Origin of the sequence: Methylobacillus gramineus (genome assembly GCF_020532675.1) — a bacterium.
GTDB classification, from domain to species: Bacteria; Pseudomonadota; Gammaproteobacteria; order Burkholderiales; family Methylophilaceae; genus Methylobacillus; species Methylobacillus gramineus.
Window position 1 is genome coordinate 1,048,205 of sequence record NZ_JAJAVE010000001.1, and the last position, 25,216, is coordinate 1,073,420.

24 protein-coding genes are annotated in these 25,216 nt (G+C 50.8%); 1 reads left to right on the plus strand and 23 read right to left on the minus strand.

Annotated elements, in window-relative coordinates; genetic code table 11:
* Nucleotides 1-14: 14 nt before the first annotated feature.
* Nucleotides 15-2,651, minus strand: coding sequence for a DNA gyrase subunit A (gyrA, locus tag LG201_RS04875; protein ID WP_226771037.1), 2,637 nt, complete (start codon nt 2,649-2,651; stop codon nt 15-17).
* Nucleotides 2,652-2,889: 238 nt separating this feature from the next.
* Here gyrA and LG201_RS04880 point away from each other — a divergent pair, with 238 nt between their 5' ends.
* Entirely contained in the window at nt 2,890-3,492 is a 603-nt protein-coding gene (locus LG201_RS04880) for a peroxiredoxin (protein ID WP_226771038.1), read from the plus strand.
* Nucleotides 3,493-3,567: 75 nt separating this feature from the next.
* On the opposite strand, the gene LG201_RS04885 is transcribed toward LG201_RS04880, so the two are convergent.
* From LG201_RS04885 to argF, 22 genes are all read right to left on the minus strand, one after another.
* On the minus strand, nt 3,568-3,786 hold the full coding sequence (locus LG201_RS04885) for a hypothetical protein (protein WP_226771039.1): 219 nt from the start codon (nt 3,784-3,786) through the stop codon (nt 3,568-3,570).
* A gap of 32 nt (nt 3,787-3,818) precedes the next feature.
* Entirely contained in the window at nt 3,819-4,109 is a 291-nt protein-coding gene (locus LG201_RS04890; RefSeq protein ID WP_226771040.1) for a sll1863 family stress response protein, read from the minus strand.
* A gap of 75 nt (nt 4,110-4,184) precedes the next feature.
* Nucleotides 4,185-5,363: an O-succinylhomoserine sulfhydrylase gene (locus LG201_RS04895; protein WP_226771041.1), complete on the minus strand. Its 1,179-nt coding sequence runs from the start codon at nt 5,361-5,363 to the stop codon at nt 4,185-4,187.
* Between the two features lie 214 nt (nt 5,364-5,577).
* On the minus strand, nt 5,578-7,113 hold the full coding sequence (gene purF / locus LG201_RS04900) for an amidophosphoribosyltransferase (RefSeq protein WP_226771042.1): 1,536 nt from the start codon (nt 7,111-7,113) through the stop codon (nt 5,578-5,580).
* 59 nt (nt 7,114-7,172) lie between these two features.
* Nucleotides 7,173-7,664, minus strand: a complete 492-nt coding sequence (locus LG201_RS04905; protein WP_226771043.1) for a CvpA family protein — start codon at nt 7,662-7,664, stop codon at nt 7,173-7,175.
* Between the two features lie 3 nt (nt 7,665-7,667).
* Nucleotides 7,668-8,369 carry an SPOR domain-containing protein gene (locus LG201_RS04910; RefSeq protein WP_226771044.1) on the minus strand — a complete coding sequence of 234 codons (702 nt, stop codon included), beginning with the start codon at nt 8,367-8,369 and terminating at the stop codon, nt 7,668-7,670.
* 9 nt (nt 8,370-8,378) lie between these two features.
* Complete coding sequence (gene folC, locus LG201_RS04915; protein ID WP_226771045.1) at nt 8,379-9,668, minus strand: bifunctional tetrahydrofolate synthase/dihydrofolate synthase; 1,290 nt, start codon at nt 9,666-9,668, stop codon at nt 8,379-8,381.
* Nucleotides 9,669-9,684: 16 nt separating this feature from the next.
* Nucleotides 9,685-10,554, minus strand: coding sequence for an acetyl-CoA carboxylase, carboxyltransferase subunit beta (accD, locus tag LG201_RS04920; protein ID WP_226771046.1), 870 nt, complete (start codon nt 10,552-10,554; stop codon nt 9,685-9,687).
* Between the two features lie 69 nt (nt 10,555-10,623).
* The gene (gene trpA / locus LG201_RS04925) at nt 10,624-11,418 is read right to left on the minus strand and encodes a tryptophan synthase subunit alpha (protein ID WP_226771047.1); all 795 of its coding nucleotides are present in this window, start codon (nt 11,416-11,418) and stop codon (nt 10,624-10,626) included.
* Nucleotides 11,419-11,436: 18 nt separating this feature from the next.
* Nucleotides 11,437-12,639, minus strand: coding sequence for a tryptophan synthase subunit beta (gene trpB, locus LG201_RS04930; protein WP_226771048.1), 1,203 nt, complete (start codon nt 12,637-12,639; stop codon nt 11,437-11,439).
* Complete coding sequence (locus LG201_RS04935) at nt 12,626-13,249, minus strand: phosphoribosylanthranilate isomerase (RefSeq protein ID WP_226771049.1); 624 nt, start codon at nt 13,247-13,249, stop codon at nt 12,626-12,628. Before LG201_RS04935 ends, trpB begins: the two co-directional genes overlap by 14 nt.
* A gap of 80 nt (nt 13,250-13,329) precedes the next feature.
* Complete coding sequence (gene truA / locus LG201_RS04940) at nt 13,330-14,115, minus strand: tRNA pseudouridine(38-40) synthase TruA (RefSeq protein WP_226771050.1); 786 nt, start codon at nt 14,113-14,115, stop codon at nt 13,330-13,332.
* A 131-nt stretch (nt 14,116-14,246) separates the two neighbouring features.
* The gene (locus tag LG201_RS04945; protein WP_226771051.1) at nt 14,247-17,384 is read right to left on the minus strand and encodes a FimV/HubP family polar landmark protein; all 3,138 of its coding nucleotides are present in this window, start codon (nt 17,382-17,384) and stop codon (nt 14,247-14,249) included.
* 103 nt (nt 17,385-17,487) lie between these two features.
* Complete coding sequence (gene asd, locus LG201_RS04950; RefSeq protein WP_226771052.1) at nt 17,488-18,600, minus strand: aspartate-semialdehyde dehydrogenase; 1,113 nt, start codon at nt 18,598-18,600, stop codon at nt 17,488-17,490.
* A 46-nt stretch (nt 18,601-18,646) separates the two neighbouring features.
* Nucleotides 18,647-19,702, minus strand: coding sequence for a 3-isopropylmalate dehydrogenase (gene leuB / locus LG201_RS04955; RefSeq protein WP_226771053.1), 1,056 nt, complete (start codon nt 19,700-19,702; stop codon nt 18,647-18,649).
* Nucleotides 19,703-19,732: 30 nt separating this feature from the next.
* Nucleotides 19,733-20,371: a 3-isopropylmalate dehydratase small subunit gene (leuD, locus tag LG201_RS04960; protein WP_226771054.1), complete on the minus strand. Its 639-nt coding sequence runs from the start codon at nt 20,369-20,371 to the stop codon at nt 19,733-19,735.
* Nucleotides 20,372-20,381: 10 nt separating this feature from the next.
* Nucleotides 20,382-20,504 (minus strand): entericidin A/B family lipoprotein, encoded by a 123-nt coding sequence (locus LG201_RS04965; protein ID WP_226771055.1) that lies wholly within the window; start codon nt 20,502-20,504, stop codon nt 20,382-20,384.
* Nucleotides 20,505-20,515: 11 nt separating this feature from the next.
* On the minus strand, nt 20,516-21,922 hold the full coding sequence (gene leuC / locus LG201_RS04970) for a 3-isopropylmalate dehydratase large subunit (RefSeq protein ID WP_226771056.1): 1,407 nt from the start codon (nt 21,920-21,922) through the stop codon (nt 20,516-20,518).
* Between the two features lie 60 nt (nt 21,923-21,982).
* On the minus strand, nt 21,983-22,477 hold the full coding sequence (locus LG201_RS04975; RefSeq protein WP_226771057.1) for a YajQ family cyclic di-GMP-binding protein: 495 nt from the start codon (nt 22,475-22,477) through the stop codon (nt 21,983-21,985).
* A 177-nt stretch (nt 22,478-22,654) separates the two neighbouring features.
* Nucleotides 22,655-22,966, minus strand: coding sequence for a pyrimidine/purine nucleoside phosphorylase (gene ppnP / locus LG201_RS04980; RefSeq protein ID WP_226771058.1), 312 nt, complete (start codon nt 22,964-22,966; stop codon nt 22,655-22,657).
* Between the two features lie 64 nt (nt 22,967-23,030).
* Nucleotides 23,031-24,251, minus strand: coding sequence for an argininosuccinate synthase (locus LG201_RS04985; protein ID WP_226771059.1), 1,221 nt, complete (start codon nt 24,249-24,251; stop codon nt 23,031-23,033).
* A 29-nt stretch (nt 24,252-24,280) separates the two neighbouring features.
* Complete coding sequence (gene argF / locus LG201_RS04990) at nt 24,281-25,210, minus strand: ornithine carbamoyltransferase (RefSeq protein WP_226771060.1); 930 nt, start codon at nt 25,208-25,210, stop codon at nt 24,281-24,283.
* Nucleotides 25,211-25,216: the final 6 nt, after the last annotated feature.

The window sequence follows — 25,216 nt, forward strand, 5'->3', positions numbered from 1 at the left end:
TACTTGATTACACCTTATTCGGGGGCAGTTTCTTGATCACCAGCAACGTCTTGATCACCAGCAACGTCTTGATCACCAGCAACGTCTTGATCATCCACAACTTCTGGATCAGTGTCATCGTCAGTTTCGACCACTTTTTCCAGGCCTGAAAGCTTTTCGCCCGTCCCCAGATTGATCAGGGTCACACCCTGTGTGGCACGACCCAACTCACGGATCTCATTCACGCGCGTACGGATTAATACCCCACCTGTCGTGATCAACATGATTTCATCATTATCGTTCACCAGGCGCGCGCCAACCACGACGCCGTTGCGCTCACTGGTCGCAATCGCCTTCACACCCTGTGTACCACGACCAGAATGGCGGAAGTCGGCAAGCACAGTACGCTTGCCATAGCCATTTTCCGTTGCCACTAACACTGTCTGCTTGTCATCCTCTGCAATCAGCAAGGAAATAACCTGCTGGTTGGCTTGCAACTTCATGCCACGAACACCACGTGCAGTACGTCCCATTCCGCGTACATCTTCTTCGTCAAACCACACAGCCTTGCCACCATTGGACACCAGGATAATATCGTTCACGCCATTGGTAACTTCAGCTCCAATCAGGTAATCCCCCTCATCCAGATTGAGCGCGATGATGCCAGAACGACGTGGGTTGGAGAATTCTGTTAATGCGGTTTTCTTGACGGTGCCCATGGATGTTGCCATGAAGACAAAGTGATTCTCGTCGAATTCCTTGACTGGCAGGATGGCATTGATCTTCTCGCCTTCCTCCAATGGGAACAGATTGACGATAGGCTTGCCGCGACTGATACGACTGCCTTGTGGCACTTCATACACCTTGAGCCAGTAAACACGGCCACGACTTGAGAAACACAGAATGTAATCGTGCGTATTGGCCACAAACATCTTATCGATGAAGTCATCTTCCTTGGTTGCAGTCGCTTGCTTGCCACGACCACCACGGCGTTGCGCACGATACTCTTCCAGCGGCTGCGACTTGACATAGCCAGTGTGTGATAGCGTCACTACCACATCCTGCGGCGTAATCAGGTCTTCCAGCGAGAGATCCTGGGCATTATGCACAATCTCGCTGCGACGCTTGTCGCCAAACTGATGGAGGATAGCCGCCAGCTCCTCAATGATAATCTGCGTTACACGCGCAGACTTGGCGAGGATATCAAGCAAGTCAGCAATAACATCCATGACCTCTTTATATTCATTAACAATCTTGTCTTGTTCCAGACCGGTCAAGCGTTGCAAGCGCATTTGCAGGATTTCCTGCGCCTGCACATCAGACAATCTGTAACCTTCTGGCGTTAGGCCAAAGTCAACTGCCAGACCGTCAGGACGTGAGGCTTCCATGGCGGCGCGCTTGAGCATTTCCTCAACCACAGGCGATGTCCACAGACGCGCCATCAACTCGCGCTTGGCTTCTGGCGGCGTAGGTGCAGCCTTGATCAACGCAATCATGTCATCCACGTTGGCCAGAGCAACAGCCAGGCCTTCCAGCACATGTCCACGCTCACGCGCCTTGCGCAATTCAAACACGGTACGACGCGTGATTACTTCACGACGGTGGCGCAGGAAAGCTTCCAGCATCTGCTTGAGGTTCAGCAAGCGCGGCTGACCATCCAGCAAGGCCACCATATTCATGCCAAAGGTATCTTGCAGTTGGGTTTGCTTGTACAGGTTATTCAGTACCACTTCCGGCACTTCACCACGTTTGAGCTCGATCACTACGCGCATACCCGACTTATCAGACTCGTCGCGCAGGTCGGAAATACCTTCTATCTTCTTTTCATTGACCAGTTCGGCGATTTTCTCGACAAAGGTCTTTTTATTCACTTGGTAAGGCAGTTCGTCAACAATCAGCGCCTGGCGACCACCACGCTCCAGGTCTTCCACATGCGTGCGTCCGCGCATCACCACACGGCCACGGCCAGTGCGATAGCCTTCTCTGACACCTATCGTGCCATAGATAATGCCCGCAGTCGGAAAATCTGGCGCGGGGATGATCTCAATCAGCTCATCTATCGTCGTTTCCGGGTTCTGCAACAAGGCCAGACAGGCCGCAATTACTTCATTCAGGTTATGCGGTGGAATATTGGTGGCCATCCCCACCGCAATACCCGAGCTACCATTGATGAGTAGATTGGGAATACGCGCAGGCATGATGAGTGGCTCGTGTTCCGAACCGTCATAGTTAGGGCCAAAATCAACCGTTTCCTTATCAATGTCAGCCAGCAACTCATGCGCAATACGCGACATACGGATTTCGGTATATCGCATCGCCGCGGCATTATCTCCGTCTACAGAACCGAAGTTACCCTGACCATCAACCAGCATGTAGCGCAAAGAGAAAGGCTGGGCCATACGCACGATGGTGTCATATACAGCAGTATCACCATGCGGGTGATATTTACCGATCACATCGCCCACGATACGGGCAGATTTCTTGTAAGCTCGATTCCAGTCGTTGTTCAACTCGTGCATGGCGTACAGTACGCGGCGATGAACAGGTTTCAAACCGTCGCGAACATCTGGCAAGGCACGACCCACGATGACGCTCATGGCGTAATCGAGGTAGGAACGACGCATCTCGTCTTCGAGGCTGATAGGGAGGGTTTCTTTTGCGAACTGATCCATTGTTTGCTATCGGCTTTAAAGTGGCTTAAAGTCTGGGATTCTAGCACGATACGCATGCCAAAGCATGCGTGGATTTACCCCTTGATCCCACGGGAAAATCTTACCCTGGTAGCGGATACACATCCCGCCCATCAAGCGGGGAATACTCATGGCGATTGCAAAAATTAATTAGAATTTTGTTCTAAGTTGATTTAGGCTATCGCGTCTCACCGCTTAACCACTCCAAAGGAGAATCAATATGGCCGTTTTAGTTGGCAAACCTGCTCCCGATTTTACTGCTGCTGCAGTACTGGGCGACAATTCCATCAAGGAAGATTTCAATCTTTCTGCACACATCAAAGGCAAACATGCCGTCATCTTCTTTTACCCTCTGGACTTCACCTTTGTCTGCCCATCTGAACTGATCGCTTTTGATCACAGACTGGATGACTTCAAGCAGCGCGGTGTTGAAGTGATTGGTATCTCGATTGACTCCCACTTCACCCACCTGGCATGGAAGAACACGCCAATAGACAAGGGGGGCATTGGCAAGGTTGGCTACCCCCTAGTCGCTGACATCAAGCACGAAATCGTCAAGGCCTACGATGTTGAGGCTGAAGGCGGCGTAGCTTATCGTGGCTCGTTCCTCATCAATAAGGATGGGGTCGTCGTACACCAGGTAGTTAATGATCTGCCACTAGGCCGTGATATTGATGAAATGCTGCGCGTCGTGGATGCCCAGCAATTTGTTGAAGAACACGGTGAAGTGTGTCCTGCTGGCTGGAAAAAAGGCAAGGCCGGCATGAATGCATCTCCAGAAGGCGTTGCTAAATACCTGGCTGACAATGCTGCATCACTGTAAAGTTTGATTCATCAGCAATAAAAAAACGGGACTTTATGTCCCGTTTTTTTATTTGTGCCTGGATAAAACTGCTATTTACTTACGTGCGCCAACTGCAATCACAAGCACACCTGCGATAATTGCAACGATGCCCAGCACGTTAGGAATCGCCACATCATTCTCCACCTCGGCTGTGGCTTTCAAAGGCCCGATTTGGGCTACCGTTTCCTCGGTAGTAAAACTGAAGCCTTTGTACACCAAAGCAGCAGCGCCCAGCACGATCAACAACACACCTACAATCACAGACGTTTTCATTGATACTCTCCTCCCAGGACTGGGTTAATTAATTATTCGCCAAACTTTTTTCTTGCTTCTGCAAATGCGTGCTTGATTGTTTCCCAAGCCTCATCACTGCCTTTTTTCAGCTCTTGCCACGCTTCTCCAGCTGACGACTGCACCTCAGCCAACTTGACCTTGGCTTCATCCCGCTTTTCTTTCAGGACGATAACCTGCTCGTCATATTTAATGCGCAACTCGGCATCTGCTTGACGAACCTTGGCTTCAAGTACGTCAATATCTGCACTCCATTCATCCAACTGGACTTTCAATTTTTCAACATAAGCATCTTTTAGACTCATTATTTAGCTCCTTATCTTAAAGTTAGCACTGCCCTTCTGTACCATTATGACAGCTTCATTCAACAATAGTGCGGCTTACAGAGACTTGCTCAGCAACGCAAGGTCAGCCTTGATATCGTCAATATGCTCAAGCCCAACCGCAATGCGTACCAATCCATCGCCAATGCCCGCCGCTGCACGCGCTTCAGGCGATACCCGGCTATGGGTGGTGGTGGCAGGATGCGTAATTGTGCTCTTGGCATCACCCAGATTAGCCGTAATCGAAATCATCTTGGTGGCATCAATCAACCGCCATGCAGCTTCCTGTCCGCCTTTCACTTCAAATGAGACTATCGCACCACCGCTCTTCTGCTGCTTCTTCGCCAATGCATGCTGTGGATGCGAGGCCAGGCCCGGGTAATAAACACGGGAAACCCCAGGTTGCTGTTCCAGCCAGGTAGCCAATTCCAATGCATTGCGTGCATGTGCATCCATACGCACATGCAAGGTTTCCAGCCCCTTCAGAAACACCCAGGCATTGAATGCACTCATGGTAGGGCCTGCAGTCCGCAAGAAGCCATACACTGGCTCCAGAACATCCTTGCGCCCAAGCACGGCACCACCCAGGCAACGTCCCTGACCATCAATATATTTGGTGGCAGAATGCACCACAATATCTGCACCTAAATCCAGGGGCTTTTGCAGTGCGGGACTGCAAAAGCAATTGTCCACGGCTAGCAAAGCACCGGCTTCATGCGCAATATCCGCCAACAGGGCAATGTCACAAATTTCAGTCAGCGGGTTGGATGGGGTTTCCACAAAGAACAACTTGGTATTGGCTTTGCTCGCTGCCCTCCACTCATCAGGATCGGTCAGTGAAACAAAGGTTGTTTCCAGCCCCCAGCGCTTGAGAATATTGCTGAACAGTTGCACTGAAGTCCCAAAAATACTACGGGAGGCCACGACATGATCACCTGCGGAACATACGCCCATCACGCACGCCAGAATGGCGGACATGCCTGATGATGTCGCCACACAAGATTCAGCGCCCTCTAGTGCTGCTAGCTTGTTCTGAAACATGGTCACGGTCGGGTTGGTAAAGCGGGAATAAATATTCCCCGGCTCTTGCCCGCCAAAGCGTGCGGCGGCCTGGGCCGCATTGCTGAAGACAAAGCTGGAGGTCAGGAATATAGCTTCTGAATTCTCGCCATAGGGCGTGTGTTCACTGCCTGCTCGTACACTCAGGGTTTCTGGATGCCACTGATGATCACTCATGATTGTATTGTTACCTTCCCGCCCGATACCGGGCCACATTCTAAATAGCGCAGGCATAAAAAAACCCGCTGTAGCTCCTGAGCTAAAACGGGTTTCTAATATCAACTCGCTTTAGCTGTATTTATATTGCGCCCGCAAGCTGAGTGCTACTTAAACTCAAATCGGCGCATGTAATAATATTAGTCCTGATTCTGCCTGAGCGTCAACCACTGGCTTAGACAAACTCCTCTTCGCGTGAAGCCACCAGATTCAGGTCCAGCTGTGTAATGGAATCCACAGGCCTGGTCGCTTTACCACCATCGCCACGCGCAGACTCCGTATGATTGAGATACGCCTCATCAATATCGCCAGTGATGTAATTCCCGTCAAAACAGGAACAATCAAACACTTCAATATCAGGATTTCCTTTTTGTACGGCTTTGATCAATGCATCCAGATCCTGATAAATTAGGGCATCAGCCCCAATTTCCGCACAGATCTCTTCGTCGGTGCGCCCGGTAGCCAACAGCTCGTCGCGCGTCGGCATATCAATACCATAGACATTCGGGAAACGAACTGGCGGTGCTGCTGACGCAAAGAATACCTTGTTGGCGCCAGCATCGCGGGCCATCTGTACGATTTGCTTGGACGTCGTCCCACGCACGATAGAATCATCGACCAAGAGTACATTCTTGCCTTTGAACTCCATCCCGATGGGATTGAGCTTCTGACGCACGGACTTCTTGCGCAAGGCCTGGCCTGGCATGATAAAAGTACGTCCAATATATCGATTCTTGATAAACCCTTCCCTGTAGGTCAGGTTCAATGCATTGGCCAACTGTAAAGCACTGGGACGACTGGTATCTGGAATCGGGATCACCACATCAATCTTGAGATCACTCCACTCGCGGGCAATTTTCTCAGCAAGACTTTCACCCATATGCAATCGGGTTTGGTACACGGAGACATTATCAATCACGGAATCAGGACGAGCCAAATACACATATTCAAAAATGCATGGTGCCAGCTTAGGTGCTGAGGCACATTGACGTGAGAAGAAGTTGCCATTCATATCAATGAAAATCGCTTCGCCCGGCTCTACATCGCGTACTAGGGTGAAGCCTAGCACATCAAGCGCAACGCTCTCGGATGCCACAATATATTCTGTACCACTTGTAGTTTCGTGCTTGCCAATGACCAGAGGGCGAATGCCATTAGGGTCACGAAATGCCAGCAGACCGAAATTGGCAATCATTGCCACGACTGCATAGGCACCACGACACCGCTTGTGTACGCCTTCAACCGCCTCAAAGATCATGTCGGTATTCAATACGACATTGTGGGCGGAGGTCTCAATCTCATGCGCCAGTACATTCAACAGCACCTCAGAGTCAGAGCTGGTATTGATGTGACGCAGATCCTGCCTGAACATTTCCTGCTTGAGCTGAGCGGAGTTGGTTAAATTGCCGTTATGCCCCAACACAATACCAAATGGTGAGTTGACATAGAAAGGCTGAGCTTCAGCGGCTGATGAGGAACCTGCGGTTGGATAGCGCACATGAGCAATACCAGCGTTACCGATCAGGTTGCGCATATGTCGAGTCTGGAATACATCTTGTACCAAACCATTATTTTTATGCATGAAGAAAGTATTGCCATCACAGGTGACAATACCAGCAGCATCCTGTCCACGATGCTGCAACACCAGCAAGCCATCATAAAGTAACTGGTTGACTGGGTTTTTACCGACCACACCGATAATTCCACACATGAAGTGAGCGCCTTAAGAACTAGAATCCGGAAAAAGCTAAATGAGCGGTGACACTCAATTTAGTCATATTTAATATGCTTTGCAATATCCTGCGGGAACCAGGGCAATATCCCTATGACCATTGCTTCCAATGGCGCACTGAACATGGCATTACGCCAGCGTTGATCTTGTGGCAGTGCCGTCAAACCAGCCAACAAGACCAGGGTTCCCACAATCATGAGTCCTCGTGCCAGCCCAAATATCACACCCAAAGCGCGATCCAGCCAGCTCAAACCAATTTTCTTGAATATCTGCGACACTGCAATCGCCAGCAGGCTGCACACTAATAATGAGGACAAAAACAAAATTAAAAAGGCCGCCAGGAATCTCAACTCTTCACTTGGGATAGATGCTGGCAATAATGCTGAAAATTCAACCGTATAGAACTTGGCTACAACAAAGGCAACCACCCAACTGACCAGCGCCAGGATTTCGCGGACAAACCCGCGCATGACACTTAACAATACAGAAAACCCAATGATGCCCAGTACTGCATAATCAAAACTCGTCATTGCTTATTTATTGCTAATAACCATGCCAGAAAGCCCTGCCACTTTGACCTTACCAAGTGCCTGCTCGGCGGCTTCACGACTGCTAAAAGGCCCCACTCTCAATCGAGTTTTCTCACCACTGGCCGTAGGAATAGTTTCAGTGTGAGATTTCAAGCCCTGCCCAGACAGTTTATCCTGTAAATTCTTGACGTTGATAGGGTCGGAGAATACGCCGATCTGTATCAAAAAGCTACCGCCAGCCACTGGCTTGGGTGTTGGCGCTTTTTCTACAGTTGGCTTTGCAGGCTCAATTTTGTGCACCTCGGCCTTTGAAGCAACCGGCTTACTGTCTGGCTTAGCCACCTCTTTTTTGGATGTTGCTGGCTCTACGGGTTTGCCAGGGGCTGGCTTGACCGGCTCTATCGCCACAGGTGCAGCTTCAGGATCCTGACTCTCACCATCCTCCTGAGGCGATGACAATATAGGTTCAGAGACGATTTCCTCTGTAGGTTCAGACGCAGGGGCTACTTTGGAAGTAAACTCTGGCCCATCCTGACTGGGGATATTGATCGCAATTTCCTGAGGTGGCACTTTGGCACTTCGATCATCCAGCACCATCGGCAATATGGTGACCATTAACAGAACCAGAGCAATCGCACCTACCAGGCGCCTGCGTGCACGTTTCTTGAACTGAAGTTCCTGCTCATTCGTCTGGTCAGAGGCCATCAAAAAATCCTACTTATCTACGTGAATCACCGCGAGTTCGCTCATCACATCAGCGACGGTGAAAAATGAACCAAAGACAATAATTCTATCATTTTCGCCTGCATCGATACAGGCTTGTCTGTAAGCAAGCGTCACATTCTCATAGCCATTAAGCTGTGCATTGCCATCGACTGCGGCAATGCACGCTAGCAATTGTGATTGAGTAGCACCGCGAGCATGTTCAACAGCGGCCACATACCATGCATCAATCTGCGCGGCCATCACGCCCACCACACCCGCAATATCTTTATCCGCCAGCATGGAGAATACGGCGATAGTACGGCCAGTGATCAAGCGCTGCTGCAAATTTCCTGCGAGTGCTGTGGCAGCATGAGGGTTATGAGCAACATCCAGAATCACATGGGGCCGGCTGCTGCACGCCTGAAAGCGGCCATTCAAAATGACCTCTTGCAGGCCTTGCCGAATATGATTGATTTTTACTGGTAAAGTTGCCTGCAAAGCGTGTAATGCATTAATCACACAGGCAGCGTTATTGAGCTGAAAATTCCCTGCCAACGCTGGCAAAGGGAGCTTCAAGCTGACATCACCTACCCGATACTCACAACCATCATCCAATGCATTAAGCGTGAAATCCTCGCCGATGCAACGCAAATCAGCTCCGATTTCCCGGGCATATGCTTTGAGTGACTGTGGCGGATGATCATCTCCGCAAATCGCAGGAATGGCCGTGCGGAATACACCTGCTTTTTCTCGTCCTATGCATTCGCGATCATTGCCGAGGAAATCCATATGATCAAGATCCACACTGGTCACAATGGAGCACGCAGGGTTAAATACATTGACGGCATCCAGTCGCCCTCCCAGCCCTACTTCAAGAATAGCGACATCCACAGCAGCATGTGTAAAGTACCAGACGGCTGCCAGGGTACCGAACTCAAAATAGGTCAGAGAGGTATCTTGTCTCGCCGCCTCCACTGCGGCAAATGCATGGACCAGATTAGCATCGGCAATTTCCTCACAGCCCACGCGTACCCGTTCGCTATAGCGTACAAAGTGGGGAGAGGTATAACAGCCGACACGATATCCAGCCGCATGATAGATACACTCCAGCATGGCACAAGTAGAGCCTTTGCCATTGGTGCCGGCCACAATCACTACAGGAAATGTTGGATTCAAGCCCAGGCGTTCACGCACTAGGTCTACTCGCTCCAGCCCCATCTCGATCGAGGCCGGATGCAGCGCTTCAATATAAGCTAGCCATCCCGCCAGATCAGCGGGAACAGTTAAAGGCGCAGTCACAGATTCAGGTAGTAATCTAGACAGGATTCAGAGGAGTACGCATAAATGCGGTCAGGATGGTCACCAGCTTATCGCGCATTTCCCTGCGATCAACAATCATATCAATCGCGCCATGTTCCAGCAGGAACTCGGAGCGCTGGAAACCGTCAGGCAAGGTTTCACGCACCGTCTGCTCAATCACCCTGGGGCCGGCAAAACCGATCAGTGCTTGGGGCTCAGCAATAATCACATCACCCAGCATGGCAAAGCTAGCAGAAACGCCACCCATGGTGGGATCTGTCAGCACAGAAATATAGGGCAAGCCCGCTTTGCTCAGCTGGGTCAAGGCTGCGCTGGTTTTGGCCATCTGCATCAGGGAAAACAAACCTTCTTGCATACGGGCACCACCACTGGCGGAAACACAAATAAAGGGCGACTGGTTATCGATGGCAGTCTGCACACCACGAGCAAAGCGCTCGCCTACGACAGAGCCCATGGAACCACCCATGAACTTGAACTCAAAAGCAGCGGCAACCACCCCAACGGATTTGATACTGCCCTGCATCACAACCAGGGAGTCTGTTTCGTCCATTTCAGACTGTGTAGTCTTGAGGCGATCAATATAACGCTTGCTGTCTTTGAATTTGAGCGGATCAATCGGCTGCACTTCTGCACCGATCTCCAAACGGCCTTCGGGATCCAGTAGCAGATTAAGGCGTGATCGTGCCGAAATACGATTATGGTAGGAACACTTGGGACATACCTCGGCATTGCTTTCAAGGTCTGTACGGTAAAGCACCGCTTCACAAGAAGGACATTTGCTCCACAATCCCTCAGGCACTGTTTTACGGCTATTGCCCACAGGGCGGTTAATCTTTGGAGGCAGAAGTTTTTGCAACCAGCTCATGGTCTATCCTTTTACGTTAGGTGAATGCAGGCTATAAACGCCCGCGCTTCATCAATATAGGCTGTATGATTAATCTATCGCCTTGCGCAGCTCGCTAGTCAGTTGCCTGACATTGCTTAACAAGTTGGCTTCGTCAGAACTTTCAATTTCCTGGATCATGCGGCTACCCACCACAATAGCATCCGCCACTGCCGCCACTGCCTTAGCCGTAGCGGCATCCCGCACACCAAAACCCACACCTATGGGAAGGTCACTCTGGCGACGAATGGCAGCGACACGTTCGCCGACTTCGACGATATTCAGATTCTGTGAACCGGTGACGCCTTTAAGTGAAACATAGTAAACAAAGCCACTAGCCTGCTTTGTAATCATCGATATACGGGCAGCATCTGAGGTGGGCGATAACAGAAAAATCGGGTCCAGGTGATGTGCCTGCAATATGCCGACAAATGTTTCGGATTCCTCAGGGGGATAATCGACGATCAATACACCATCAACACCAACCTCGCTCGCTCGCTCAACAAACTGCTGTTGCCCCATCGCTTCGATCGGATTGGCGTAGCCCATCAGCACGACTGGAGTTTTGTCATCCTGCTGGCGAAATTCTTTCACCATCTCCAGCACATCCCTCAATCCAACGTGGTGAACCAGGGCACGCTCTGTAGCGCGCTGAATCACCGGGCCATCGGCCATGGGGTCGGAAAAAGGCACGCCCAGTTCTATCACGTCAGAACCGGATTCAACCAGGGCATGCATCAGCGCAACCGTATGCTTGGGATGAGGATCACCGGCAGTAATGTAGGGAATCAGGGCTTTTTTATGATGCGACTTCAGTGCCGCAAATGTTGCTTGAATACGTGACATGTAGGCGAGAACCAGAGTTTATAGGGTCATGCCGGAAAGGCCGGCAACCGTGTTGATATCTTTGTCACCACGACCTGAAAGATTAACCAGCAGCGTCTTGTCAGGGGACATGGTCGCCGCCAACTTCATCGCATGTGCCAAGGCATGACTGGACTCCAGCGCAGGGATAATGCCTTCAGTACGACACAAGGTATGGAAGGCGCTCATGGCTTCATCATCGGTAATTGCGACATATTCAGCACGTTTGATGTCCTTGAGCCAGGCATGTTCAGGACCTACGCCAGGATAATCCAGCCCAGCAGACACAGAATGGGTTTCGATAATCTGGCCATTGGCATCTTGCATCAAATAGGTACGATTGCCATGCAACACACCGACCGGGCTATTGGCTGTCAGCGGCGCTGCATGCTTGCCGGTTTCAATGCCGTGTCCTGCTGCTTCCACCCCGATCAGGCGTACATCGGTCAGATCAATATAGGGATAGAAAATTCCCATGGCATTAGAACCACCACCAACACAGGCAATAATGGCATCCGGTTGACGACCGGTCAGCTCCAGCATCTGTTCCTTGGCTTCAATACCAATCACCGCCTGAAAGTCACGTACCATCATCGGATAAGGATGCGGTCCGGCCACCGTGCCAATGATGTAGAACGTATTGGAGATATTGGTCACCCAGTCGCGCATGGCTTCGTTCAGCGCATCCTTCAGGGTTTTGGAACCACTTTCTACGGGGATGACGGTGGCACCCAGCAATTTCATCCGGTACACATTAGGTGCCTGACGCTTGACGTCCTCGGAGCCCATATACACGACGCATTCCAACCCTAGGCGTGCAGCGATCGTTGCAGTTGCGACACCATGCTGCCCTGCTCCGGTTTCCGCAATGACACGTGGCTTGCCCATACGCTTAGCCAGTAAGGCCTGGCCAATCGTGTTATTGACCTTGTGCGCACCGGTATGATTGAGATCTTCACGCTTCAGATAAATTTTCGCCCCACCGATTTTCTCGGACAGTCGCTGGGCATAGTAAATCGGACTGGGCCTGCCAACGAAATGCTTCAAGTCATAAGCAAACTCAGCCAAAAATTCGGGATCATGGCGATAGCGCTCATACATGACGCGCAACTCCTCCAGCGCTTCAATCAGCGTTTCGGCGACAAAAATACCGCCGTAAGGGCCAAAATGGCCACGCGCATCCGGCATATCATAAAGCTGCATTGTTTACTCCTCGCATGAATGCGACCATCTTGACCGCATCCTTGATTCCTTTAGTGTGCTCGACGCCCCCGCTCACATCCACGGCATAGGGCTGAACCTGGCGTATTGCGACTGTGACATTGTCCGGATTAAGTCCTCCAGCCAGCACCACTGGCAATGGCATTTGAGCTGGAATCAATCCCCAGTCAAACACTTGCCCAGTTCCTCCAGCAACTCCTTCTGCATAGGTATCAAGCAAAAGTGCACGGGCATCATCATACTCAACTGCGTATTGTAGCAAATTTGTCTCAGGTCGGACGCGAATTGCCTTCATATAAGGCAAGCCGTAGCGACGACAGTCCACGGGCGCTTCATCGCCATGGAACTGCAGCATATTGAGTCTCACACGGGATAGTACGTGTTCAATGTCTGCTGGCTGGGCATCAACAAACAAGCCCACAGCATTGACAAAAGGAGGCAGCGCAGCGACGATTTCGCTTGCCTTTGCAAGCTCCACATTGCGTGGGCTAGAGGCATAAAAAACCAACCCAATCGCATCACAACCACTAGTGACAGCGGCTAGCGCATCTTCTACGCGGGTAATACCACATATTTTAACGCGGGTGCGCAAGTCATACCCCTGTCATTAAAAGGCCGTAGCGTACATTAAAGAGGGAAAGATGTCACAAAAATCCAGCGCCAACAACAGCATCACGCAATCCCGACTTCCAGTCTGCGACTGGTAGCTGGCAACCCCCAGCCCTCATCATAACCTACCCCGGTCAAATACAACCCATCTGGGGAAAAAGTCGGTGGTGATTGCGTGCGATCGCGGCTTTCCAGTAACTCCAGCATATATTCCGGCGCATATTTACCTTTGCCTATATAAACCAGCGCCCCCACCATATTACGCACCTGATGATGCAAAAATGCGTTGGCACAAAAATCAAACATCAGACTGCTGCCCACAGCTCGTACACTCGCGATATGCATCTGTTTGACCGGTGATTTAGCCTGGCATTCCGCCGCACGAAAAGCACTGAAATCGTGTTGCCCAAGCAGATAAGTCGCCGCCTGCTGCATAGACTCAAGATGCAATGGCTGATGGAACCAGCCGGCTTTACCTGACATGATGGCAGGCGCCACTGGCTGATTAATCAGCCAGTACTGGTAACTGCGTTGAAAAGCATCGAATCGTGCATGAAAACGCTCATCCACCTCTTGCGCCCACAGCACTCGCACACCGACTGGCAAATGAGCATTGATCCCACGCACCCATGCACTCAAAGGGCGTACAGTCGTGGTGTCGAAATGCACGACTTGCGATAACGCGTGTACACCGGTATCGGTTCGTCCAGCAGCTGCCACCCTGACAGGATGTCCCGCCATGCCTGCCAGAGCAAGTTCCAATGCATCCTGTACGGCAAGTCCATTCGGCTGGCTTTGCCAACCGCAAAAACCAGAGCCATCATACTCCAGTGCTAGAGCGAACCTCACGCCAGACCATTCCGTACACAATCATTCATCATGTTGATATTCTACTCTTAGCATCGGTATTTAATAAAACGCACCCAGAACCGGCAATAAAAAAGCCGGGAACAATCCCGGCTTTCAGTTCCAGCCTGAATTTATGCCAATCCGTCCAAGATGGTTTTAGCTTTCTGCTTTTGGTTAGGTCCACCTTCTTGGAGGATTTCCTCCAGCAGCTCACGCGCGCCTTCGTTATCCCCCATATCCATATACGCCGTGACCAGATCCAGTTTGGTATCAACATCAGCCGACTCTTCAATACTGCTACCGGTGTCCAGACTTTCAGTACCCGTTTGTCCATCAGCGACATCAAGGCTAATACCGGACAGATCAATATCCGCTACAGAACCTGGTGCATCATCTGGCCCGTCAATATCAAACTCTGGCAAGGCAATCTCATCCGCAGACGCACGCGTATCAGCTTGCACACTATCGCCACTCTCGAGATCAATATCATCAAAATTGAAATGCGGCACACTATCATTTTGGTCAACAGGCGACTCCAGCGTAATCTCTTCAATGCCTTCCTCAGCCTGCTTCACAGAATCAGCCACATCCAGAGACGGGAAATCCGAACTGGCAGGCTCGTCGAGCTGACTACCAGGGGCATCAACAACGTTATCGCCAAAACTGATTTCAGGAAGATCAAAGTCTATACTTGGCAGCTCATTATCCGCTGCCAGCGAATCAGCTTGCGTACCTGGGGCAGGTAATTCAATTGCCGGCAGATCGATTTCAGGCAAGTCGTCGAGTTCAACCTGTGGATTCAATGCAGGCTCAAGCTCAGCAGACTGTATTTCACCGGTCTCAAATTCAGGCACCGAAAATGCAGGTACATCTGGTTCAGCCGCAGAGAATGCCGGCATTGAAAGTTCAGGCAAGTCAAAATCAGGAATTGCCGCATCCAGTTCAGCAATATCCAACTGCAAACTGCTCTTGGCTGCTGGCTCAGGCAAATCAATGGAGAAATCCATTGCATTGTCTTGCATATCGAGCTCTGCATCCGCATCGGACACCTCATGAAGAGCTGTTGACACATCAGGGGCAGGACTGGAAGGATCGAAATCAAAATCCAGATCAGGCAGAGAGGAAGATGAAGTATCGAAAGCAGGTTCTGCTGTAAATGCCAGCCCAGCATCCAGATCATCGTCAGCTTGCTGATCAGCATCATCAAGTGCGTTAGCAATCGTCGCACCGGCCAACGCAGCACCGGCGACAGATACAGCAGCACCGGCATCAAGTTCATCGGCCTTGCTGAAATCACTTGCGCTCAGCTTGCCACCATCAGCAGGCGCTGCAGATAATGTAGTGACTGGCTTGGCATCTCTGTCAGCAGTGTAAAGTGGATTCTCGGGTTCCAGCTTGTGGCCCATTTCCGCCACTTTGGCCCAAATCGGGTCTGACGCGCCAAGTGTGGTATAGATTTCACCAGCCACGGTCTCAAACGCAGAGGTGTCATGGCGTGCCGCATAAATTTCCAGCAACTTGACATGCAATTCGTGACGCTGTGGTTCCTTGACAATCGCATCCTTGAGTATCTCTTCGGCCTGCGCATCACGACCATAGGCCATATACACTTCAGCTTCAGCGATAGGGTCGACATCATGCGTATCTATCATGCCACCAGTATTCTGCGAAAAATCGGTCAGGAATGAAGTATCGCCTGTATTGATGGTAGCACCAGCGGTATTACCAAACACGGTATTGGCTTTAAGCCCACCTGAGGTCTGAATGCCTTTCTCGAAGCTGTCCAGCTCCCTCTTGCGCTTATTGCGCATGAATAACCATGCGCCGAGCAACAGCACAAGTGCACCACCCGCCAAAGCAGGCAATAATGGATCATCACCAATAATTTCATCGACAAGGCTAGGCTCTGCTGCTGCAGGCGCTGGCGGTACGACAACTGGAGGTTTTTTGGTTTCTGGCGCAGCCGGTTCCTCTGGTGCCGGAGCAGCTTCATCTGCAGCAGGAGGCTTCACTTCAGCCTCAGGTTTTCCCTCTGGAACGGGAGCCGGGGGTGGCACGTCTGCGGGCTTGACCTCTTGCGGCGGCACAGCAGTATTGTTTTGCAGGTTAGCCAGCGACTGGTTCTTGATTGCCAACAATTTTTGCATGTCGGAAATCTGCTTCTCCAGCATGGCGGTACGATCAGCAGCTTCAGCCAAACTCTTGTCTTTAGCAGTCAGCTCCTCCTGCAACGCATTCACTCGGTCTTGCTCTGCCTTGATACCCTTGGCATCACTACGGGAAAGCTTGACTACGTCACGCGGGGCATTATCGGCGGCGGCTGATTTATCCGTCGCAGCGGCAGAAATTCTGCCTGATGCAGATTGAGCGCTGGTATCTGGAGAAGCTGTAGATTCAGTAGCTAGTCCAGCCAATCGATTCCTATAGGCATTCCAGTCTGAGGACTGTACCCGTACTTCTTTGCTGGCTTGTTGTTGGCTAATGGCCTGCAATTCATTGGTAGTAGGCACGCGCAGTATCTGGCCGACCTTGAGGCGATTCATGTTATTGCCAGCAAAGGCATCTTCATTTGCACGATAAAGCCCAACCAGCATTTGATCCAGGCTTACTCCTTCTACCTGGTTTTGCTGGGCAATGGCACTCAGCGTATCACCACGCGCTGTGGTGTAACTGGCGGCTGCAGGTTGAGGCTGGGCAGGCGCAGCGATAGGCGCTGGCGCTGGTTTTCTTGCCGTATTGTTGCGAGCAGGATTATTACGGTTTGCATTGTTGGCAGGCGCTGGCGCGACTGCTTGAGAATTTGGTGTAGCGACAGGCGCGGGTGGCAATTGCACGCCGTTGTAAACCTGAGCTTGATTATTGTTGTACCCTGGAGGATCCAGCAATACCGTATATTCGCGCAGTAAACGACCTGTTGCCCAATCTACCTGAATCAACATATCAAGGAATGGATCGCTCACCGCCTGACGCGTGGTGAGCTTTAGTACAGGGGTTCCATTGGCACTCTTGGCGACATCGACCTTGATGGCACCATGCAATGCTGTGCGTTCAACCCCTTGAACGCTATAAGCCTCGTGCGGGGCAATGCTAGCAGTTAAGGAAGCAAGCTCATCAGGGGTAGTTGAAAGTAGTTCAATTTCGGCGGAAAGCGGCTCGCCCAGTCCTGATGTAACAGTCAATCTACCTAGTCCGGCAGCCCCTGCAGCAACTGGCATCAATGCCAATAATACCGCGAGTGTAACCCCCTTTAATTTGGACTTGTGCACCATTCCACCCTTATCAACTTTAAATAGCATTATTAAATTAACATCAATCAGTTACAGTTTCAAGCTGATATAAGACTTTACATTCTAATGCTAGTTGCAATGATGGTTAACCCTCGACCAGAATTCGCAGCATGCGGCGCAGTGGTTCCGCAGCACCCCACAATAACTGATCCCCTACAGTAAATGCAGACAGGTACTCATCCCCCATGCTCATTTTACGCAGGCGTCCCACCGGTGTATTCAGTGTGCCGGTCACCGCCGCAGGGCTTAATCTGGCAACAGTCACAGCACGCTGATTGGGAATGACTTCAGCCCAGTCATTCGCTTCGTCCAGCATGCTGTTGATTTCATCCAGGGGTACATTCTTCTTGAGCTTGATGGTGAGAGCCTGTGAATGGCAACGCATGGCGCCTATACGTACACAGAGACCATCAATCGGCACCGGGCTGGATTCGCGACCCAATATTTTGTTGGTCTCGGCCTGCCCTTTCCACTCTTCCTTGCTCTGACCGTTACCCAGATCCTTGTCTATCCAAGGAATCAAACTACCAGCCAGCGGTGCAGCAAAGTTCTCAATGGGGAAACTGGTATCGCGCAATGTTTCTGCCACCTTGCGATCTATCTCAAGGATGGCGGATGCTGGGTCAGCCAGCAAACCCTCAACCCCGGCATGCACTACGCCCATTTGCTTGATCAGCTCGCGCATATTCTGCGCACCTGCACCTGAGGCTGCCTGATAAGTCATGGAAGTTGCCCACTCCACCAGATCAGCCTTAAACAAGCCATTCAGCGCCATCAGCATAAGGGAAACCGTACAGTTGCCCCCTATCCAGTTACGGCCACCGTTCACCAGTGAATGCTTGATCACATCGAGATTGACTGGATCCAGGATGATTACCGCATCCTGCTCCATGCGGAGTGTAGAGGCAGCATCAATCCAGTGGCCTGTCCAACCCACAGCACGCAGGCTAGGAAATATATCGGTGGTGTAATCACCCCCCTGACAGGACACAATAATGTCCATGGCCTTCAGTTCGGCAATATTTTTAGCATCCTTCAAAGGTGGTGTATCACGCCCGATGTCCGGACCTGCTCCACCTGTTTGTGAAGTGGTAAAAAATACCGGCTCGATATCATCGAAATCGCGCTCATCACGCATGCGCTGCATGAGCACAGAGCCCACCATACCGCGCCAGCCGACAAAACCTACTCTAAACATTATCTCGTCCTGATCTTTATATGATTGATATCAATCTGCTCAGTCATTACAGCGCTGCCACGACAGCATCACCCATTTCACTACACTTGACCTTGCGTGTGCCTTCCGTCCAGATATCCGCTGTCCTATATCCATCAGCCAGCGCCTTCTTTACTGCATCTTCCACGCGCACTGCATTGACTTCATCATTGAAGGTGTAACGCAACATCATGGCCGCCGACAGAATGGTTGCCAGTGGATTGGCAATATCCTTGCCGGCAATGTCAGGCGCGGAGCCATGGCTAGGCTCATACATGCCCTTGTTGTGCTGATCCAGCGAAGCAGATGGCAACATGCCGATTGAGCCAGTCAGCATGGACGCTTCATCAGACAGAATATCACCAAAAATATTACCCGTAACCATCACGTCAAACTGCTTAGGGGCACGGATCAGTTGCATGGCGGCGTTATCCACATACATGTGGCTGAGCTCAACCTCAGGGTATTCCTTGGCTACTTCTATCATGACCTGGCGCCATAATTCAGTTGTTTCCAGCACATTGGCTTTATCAACGGAACAGATTTTTTTGTTGCGCTTCATCGCGATACTGAAAGCCACATGGGCAATGCGGCGAATTTCAGACTCACTGTAGCGCATCGTGTTGATACCCTCGCGCTCGCCATTTTCCAGCGTGGTAATACCACGCGGTTGGCCGAAATAAATATCACCAGTCAGTTCACGCACAATCATGATATCCAGCCCTGCCACTACTTCAGGCTTGAGGGTAGATGCGGAAGCGAGTTCTGGGTAAAGCAGTGCCGGACGCAGGTTTGCAAACAGGTTCAACTCTTTACGGATGCGCAACAAGCCACGTTCCGGGCGCTGGTCACGAGGCAGTGTGTCATATTTCCAATCGCCCACTGCGCCCAACAGGACAGCATCTGATTCTTGAGCCAATTTCAATGTTGCCGCTGGCAACGGATCCCCTGCTGCTTCATAGCCTGCGCCACCAATCGGGGCTTCCTGCAACTCAAGGTTAATATTCAGGGCATGCAGCACCTTGACCGCTTGCGCAACAATTTCAGGACCAATACCGTCCCCCGGCAACACTGCTATCTTCATAAAGGAATTTCCAGATTTTTTATTGAATAATTAATTGAACAGCCAAGGCTGGACTTGTTTGTACTTTTCTTCAAATGCCTTGATTTCATCCACATGCTGCAAGGTCAGGCCAATATCATCAAGGCCATTCAACAGGCAATGCTTGCGAAAGGTATCCACCTCAAACGCATAGGATTGAGCATCCGGGGTAGAGATAGTCTGTGCTTCCAGATCAATGGTCAGTTTGTAACCTACGCTGGACTCCACCGCATTGAACAGGGAGTCAACGATGTCAGCTGACAAAATGATAGGCAGAATGCCGTTCTTGAAACAGTTATTGAAAAAGATATCGGCATAGCTGGGCGCGATAATGGCGCGGAAGCCAAAATCCAGCAAGGCCCAAGGCGCATGCTCGCGGCTGGAACCGCAACCGAAGTTCTCGCGCGCCAACAACACACTGGCACCTTGATAACGTACCTGGTTAAGCGAAAAATCCGGATTCAGCGGGCGCTGGCTGTTATCCATGCCAGGCTCACCATGATCAAGATAACGCCATTCATCGAACGCATTAGGGCCAAAACCCGCGCGCTTGATAGACTTGAGGAACTGCTTCGGGATAATGGCATCAGTATCGACATTGGCCCGATCCAGTGGCACTACTAATCCGTTCAATTGAGTAAATGCTTGCATAATATTCTAACTATTTGGTTGATCTTTGAAGGGCTTCGCCAGCTTTTTCAATATCCTTGCCGACGCCATGTACTGTATTACAGGCTGTCAAAGAGAGTAGCGCCAGCACTGTGATTGCCATCATGTACTTCATGCTCACCCCCTTTAATTCAACAGCAGGCGTACATCAACGAAGTGGCCTGCTACAGCCGCTGCCGCTGCCATTTCCGGACTCACCAAGTGAGTACGTCCGCCTGGCCCCTGGCGACCTTCAAAGTTACGGTTAGAGGTAGAAGCACAGCGTTCGCCCGGTTCCAGCCTGTCTGCATTCATGGCCAAACACATCGAACAACCTGGTTCCCGCCATTCAAAACCAGCATCCTTGAATATCTTGTCCAAGCCTTCCTGCTCGGCTTGCGCTTTCACGAGCCCCGAACCTGGCACCACCATCGCCAACTTCACATTCGCAGCAACATGCTTGCCCTTAGCCACCGCCGCCGCCGCACGCAGATCCTCAATCCGTGAATTGGTACACGAACCAATAAACACTTTATCGATATTGATCTGGTCCATGGGCGTATTCGCCTCCAAGCCCATGTACTGCAGTGCACGTTCAATGCCGCCGCGCTTGGTCGGGTCAGATTCATTCGCAGGGTCCGGCACAGCACCATTGATAGCTGTCACCATCTCTGGCGAGGTACCCCAGGTCACCTGCGGCTCAATGGCTTCGGCACTGAGCTCAACCACCGAGTCAAACCTGGCACCTTCATCACTATGTAATGTGCTCCAGTAAGCGACTGCCGCATCCCACTGCTCTGGCCGGGGCGCATAAGGACGCCCCTTGACATAGTTCATGGTTGTTTCATCAACTGCCACCATGCCCGCACGCGCACCCGCTTCAATCGCCATATTACATAGCGTCATACGTCCTTCCATGCTCAAAGCGCGGATGGCTGAACCAGCAAATTCGACTGCATACCCGGTACCACCGGCAGTACCGATTTTGCCTATGATCGCCAGCGCAATATCCTTGGCTGTCACCCCATGACCCAGCTTGCCTTCAACGCGTACCTGCATGGCCTTGGATTTTTTCTGTACCAGACACTGCGTTGCCATGACGTGCTCAACTTCCGATGTACCAATCCCATGGGCCAATGCACCAAAAGCACCGTGTGTACTGGTGTGAGAGTCGCCGCAGACCACCGTCATGCCAGGCAAGGTAGCGCCTTGCTCCGGGCCCATGACATGCACGATCCCCTGACGGGCATCGCCCATCTTGAATTCAGTCACACCAAAATCATTACAGTTCTGCTCCAGCGTTTCCACTTGCAAGCGAGAAATCGGGTCGGCAATCCCCTGGCTACGATCAGTGGTGGGCACATTGTGATCGGGCACCGCCAGCATGGAGTTAATACGCCAAACCTTGCGATCAGCCAGCCGCAGTCCTTCAAACGCCTGCGGGCTAGTGACTTCATGCACCAAATGACGGTCGATATAAATCAGCGCGGTGCCGTTTTCTTCGCGCACCACATGGGAGTCAAATAATTTGTCGTAAAGCGTTCTTGCTGACATAGGGTCTTTCTAACAATCCAACTTCTACAATGCTTTTAACGTTTCATCTAGCAAAACGGTTTAATCACGAAAATTGCCAAATTGCAGCGGAAAATCCGTGACAGATTTCTTCACAAAAGCAATGGCATCTTGCAGCACATCACGCTTGGCACCTGCCACACGCACTTCATCACCCTGAATGCTGGCCTGCACCTTGAGACCGCCATCCTTGAGCAGTTTGACGATTTTCTTTGCCAGCTCGGTGTCTATGCCTGCCTTGATCTTCAATACCTGCTTTACCTTGTTACCGGAAATTTTCTGCACATCCTGATGATCAAGCCGCTTGGCACTATCGGCTTCCTTTTTTTCCATGGCAGGCAGCAGAATGGCCTTGATCTGGTCCAATTGAAAATCTGAATCCCCATGCAATGTCAGCAGGTTGTCTTTTTCATTCAGCTCAACAGCCGCACTACTGCCCTTGAAATCATAGCGATTGTCGATAGTACGGCTAGTGACATCCACTGCGTTTTTCAACGCAACCATATCCACTTCTGAAGAAATATCAAATGAAGGCATCGTTAGTTCTTCCTTTCAATTCGTCTCACCCATGATAAAGCGGGCAACAATCCAGCGATGACCGGACTGGTAATCTACATCCTGGAATTTAAAAACGCACCGCCATCCTGCTTGCGCTGCGTGTTCTCTCTTGCATTATTCAATCACAGACATGAAGCATGCCCATGAATAAAAGGCTTACTCAAAATGACAGACGTAATCCAGTGTTTCTGTGGTTTCGATATCAAAGCTGGAGTTACCTGGTACAGTAAATTTCTCACCAGCCTGGTAGGTATGCCATTCAGTTTCGCCTTGCAAACGCACCTTGCAAACACCCCCATTGATTTCCATCAACTCGGGGGAGCCGGTGTTGAATGTCAAGCTGCTAGGGAAAATCACACCCACGGTTGCACGCGTGCCATTCTGGAATAAGACGGTGTGACTGATACACTTACCGTCGAAATAGATATTTGCTTTTTTCTTGACGCTGACATGATCAAACTGGGCCACAATCAATCTCCTGAAATCTCGTTATGTTCTTGTATTGTATTAAAGCGCTTGGCGCACTTCCATCTTACTTCTTGTTACGCAAATTGCCTGCAATTCTCATTCGCAGGGCATTCAGCTTGATAAAGCCACCGGCATCCCGATGGTCGTAAGCACCGGCATCATCCTCAAAGGTGGCAATCGTTGAATCAAACAGTGAGTCTGTTTTGGAATCACGGCCAATCACAATCACATTGCCCTTGTACAGCTTCAGCCTGACCCAGCCGTTTACTGTCTGCTGGGTATGATCAATCAGCGTCTGCAGCGTCTCGCGCTCTGGACTCCACCAGTAACCGTTGTAGATCATGCTGGCGTAACGTGGCATGAGGTCATCCTTCAGGTGGGCGACTTCACGATCCAGCGTAATAGACTCGATCGCACGGTGCGCCTTGAGCAGGATGGTGCCACCCGGAGTTTCATAACATCCACGCGACTTCATGCCAACGTAGCGATTTTCCACCAAGTCGAGTCGACCTATCCCATGTTTGCCACCCAGACGATTCAACTCAGCGAGCAACTCATGCGGTTTAAGCACCTTGCCATTTAAAGAGATGGGGTCACCATGGCGATATTCAATATCCAGATACTCTGCCTCATCCGGCGCTTTTTCTGGTGACACGGTCCAGCGCCACATATCTTCCTCGGCCTCGGCAGCCGGATTTTCCAGATGACGACCTTCATAGGAAATATGCAGCAAGTTAGCATCCATGCTGTATGGGCTACCACCCTGCTTATGCTTCATTTCCACAGGGATCGCATGTTGCTCGGCATAAGCCAGCAGCTTTTCACGGCTCAACAAATCCCACTCGCGCCAGGGCGCGATGATCTTGATATTGGAGTCAAGCGCATAGGCACCCAACTCAAAACGTACCTGGTCATTGCCTTTACCGGTGGCGCCATGGGAGATGGCATCTGCTTTGGTTTCGTGGGCAATTTCGATCAGACGCTTGGCAATCAATGGACGTGCAATTGAAGTGCCAAGCAAGTATTCGCCCTCATACACGGTATTGGCACGAAACATAGGGAAGACGAAATCGCGGACAAACTCTTCACGCAGGTCATCAATATAGATTTCATTGACGCCAAATTTTTTGGCTTTCTCACGTGCAGGCTCCAGCTCTTCACCCTGGCCAATATCGGCGGTAAAGGTTACCACTTCACACTGATAAACATCCTGCAACCATTTCAGGATCACGGAAGTATCAAGGCCACCGGAGTAAGCCAATACGACTTTTTTCACATCACTCATTTAGCTATTTCTTTCTCTATAAACCCAGTTCAATACTGCTGGTCAAGTACCTTGCCCAACAGCAGATATTCCATCAACGCCTTCTGTACATGCAGGCGATTTTCTGCCTCATCCCATACCACGGACTGCGGACCATCAATGACGTCTGCAGCCACCTCCTCACCACGGTGTGCAGGCAGACAGTGCATAAACAGTGAATCCTTGCCAGCAATGCGCATCATGTCTACATCCACCTGCCAATCCTGGAAGTCGCGGCGACGCTCTTCGTTCTCTGCCTCAAACCCCATTGAAGTCCACACATCAGTGGTGACAAGATCAGCGTCTCGCGCAGCCTCCATTGGGTCTTCAAATTCTTCGTAGTGGTCGGTGCCATAAAGGTTGGCACGCTCAGGCTCCACTTCGTAACCTGGCGGGGTAGATACATGCACATTGAAATCAAACACTTCTGCTGCCTGCAACCAGGTATTGCAGACATTATTGGAGTCGCCGATCCAGGCAACTGTCTTACCCTTGATCGGACCTCTGTGCTCAATAAAGGTATAGATATCCGCCAGTATCTGGCATGGGTGATACTCATTGGTCAGGCCATTGATCACTGGAACACGTGAATTCGCGGCAAAACGCTCAATGATTTCCTGCTCAAAGGTACGGATCATAACAATATCGCTCATGCGCGAAATCACCTGGGCCGCATCTTCCACCGGCTCACCGCGGCCCAATTGGGAGTCACGGGTATTCAGGTAAATTGCCGAGCCGCCCAGTTGCTGCATGCCTGCCTCAAAAGAAAGACGGGTACGGGTGCTGGCCTTCTCAAAAATCATCACCAGCGTACGATCAGTTAAGGGCCAGTATTGCTGATAGCTCTTGAACTGTTCCTTGATCCAGCGAGTACGCTCAAAAATATGATTGAGCTCATCACCGGTCAGATCGTTTAATTGTAAAAAATGTTTGATTGCCATAATTGT

Excerpts from the sequence above, each read along its gene's own strand:
- gyrA (WP_226771037.1), bottom strand. The coding sequence starts at position 2,651 with ATGGATCAGTTCGCAAAAGAAACCCTCCCTATCAGCCTCGAAGACGAG.
- accD (WP_226771046.1), bottom strand. The coding sequence starts at position 10,554 with ATGAGCTGGTTGCAAAAACTTCTGCCTCCAAAGATTAACCGCCCTGTG.
- trpB (WP_226771048.1), bottom strand. The coding sequence starts at position 12,639 with ATGCAGCTTTATGATATGCCGGATGCGCGTGGCCATTTTGGCCCTTAC.
- LG201_RS04965 (WP_226771055.1), bottom strand. The coding sequence starts at position 20,504 with ATGAAGTACATGATGGCAATCACAGTGCTGGCGCTACTCTCTTTGACA.
- leuB (WP_226771053.1), bottom strand. The coding sequence starts at position 19,702 with ATGAAGATAGCAGTGTTGCCGGGGGACGGTATTGGTCCTGAAATTGTT.
- LG201_RS04945 (WP_226771051.1), bottom strand. The coding sequence starts at position 17,384 with ATGGTGCACAAGTCCAAATTAAAGGGGGTTACACTCGCGGTATTATTG.
- purF (WP_226771042.1), bottom strand. The coding sequence starts at position 7,113 with ATGTGTGGAATTATCGGTGTGGTCGGTAAAAACCCAGTCAACCAGTTA.
- LG201_RS04905 (WP_226771043.1), bottom strand. The coding sequence starts at position 7,664 with ATGACGAGTTTTGATTATGCAGTACTGGGCATCATTGGGTTTTCTGTA.
- leuD (WP_226771054.1), bottom strand. The coding sequence starts at position 20,371 with ATGCAAGCATTTACTCAATTGAACGGATTAGTAGTGCCACTGGATCGG.
- asd (WP_226771052.1), bottom strand. The coding sequence starts at position 18,600 with ATGTTTAGAGTAGGTTTTGTCGGCTGGCGCGGTATGGTGGGCTCTGTG.
- LG201_RS04885 (WP_226771039.1), bottom strand. The coding sequence starts at position 3,786 with ATGAAAACGTCTGTGATTGTAGGTGTGTTGTTGATCGTGCTGGGCGCT.
- LG201_RS04975 (WP_226771057.1), bottom strand. The coding sequence starts at position 22,477 with ATGCCTTCATTTGATATTTCTTCAGAAGTGGATATGGTTGCGTTGAAA.
- argF (WP_226771060.1), bottom strand. The coding sequence starts at position 25,210 with ATGGCAATCAAACATTTTTTACAATTAAACGATCTGACCGGTGATGAG.
- leuC (WP_226771056.1), bottom strand. The coding sequence starts at position 21,922 with ATGTCAGCAAGAACGCTTTACGACAAATTATTTGACTCCCATGTGGTG.
- LG201_RS04985 (WP_226771059.1), bottom strand. The coding sequence starts at position 24,251 with ATGAGTGATGTGAAAAAAGTCGTATTGGCTTACTCCGGTGGCCTTGAT.
- LG201_RS04910 (WP_226771044.1), bottom strand. The coding sequence starts at position 8,369 with ATGGCCTCTGACCAGACGAATGAGCAGGAACTTCAGTTCAAGAAACGT.
- trpA (WP_226771047.1), bottom strand. The coding sequence starts at position 11,418 with ATGTCACGTATTCAAGCAACATTTGCGGCACTGAAGTCGCATCATAAA.
- LG201_RS04895 (WP_226771041.1), bottom strand. The coding sequence starts at position 5,363 with ATGAGTGATCATCAGTGGCATCCAGAAACCCTGAGTGTACGAGCAGGC.
- LG201_RS04880 (WP_226771038.1), top strand. The coding sequence starts at position 2,890 with ATGGCCGTTTTAGTTGGCAAACCTGCTCCCGATTTTACTGCTGCTGCA.
- LG201_RS04890 (WP_226771040.1), bottom strand. The coding sequence starts at position 4,109 with ATGAGTCTAAAAGATGCTTATGTTGAAAAATTGAAAGTCCAGTTGGAT.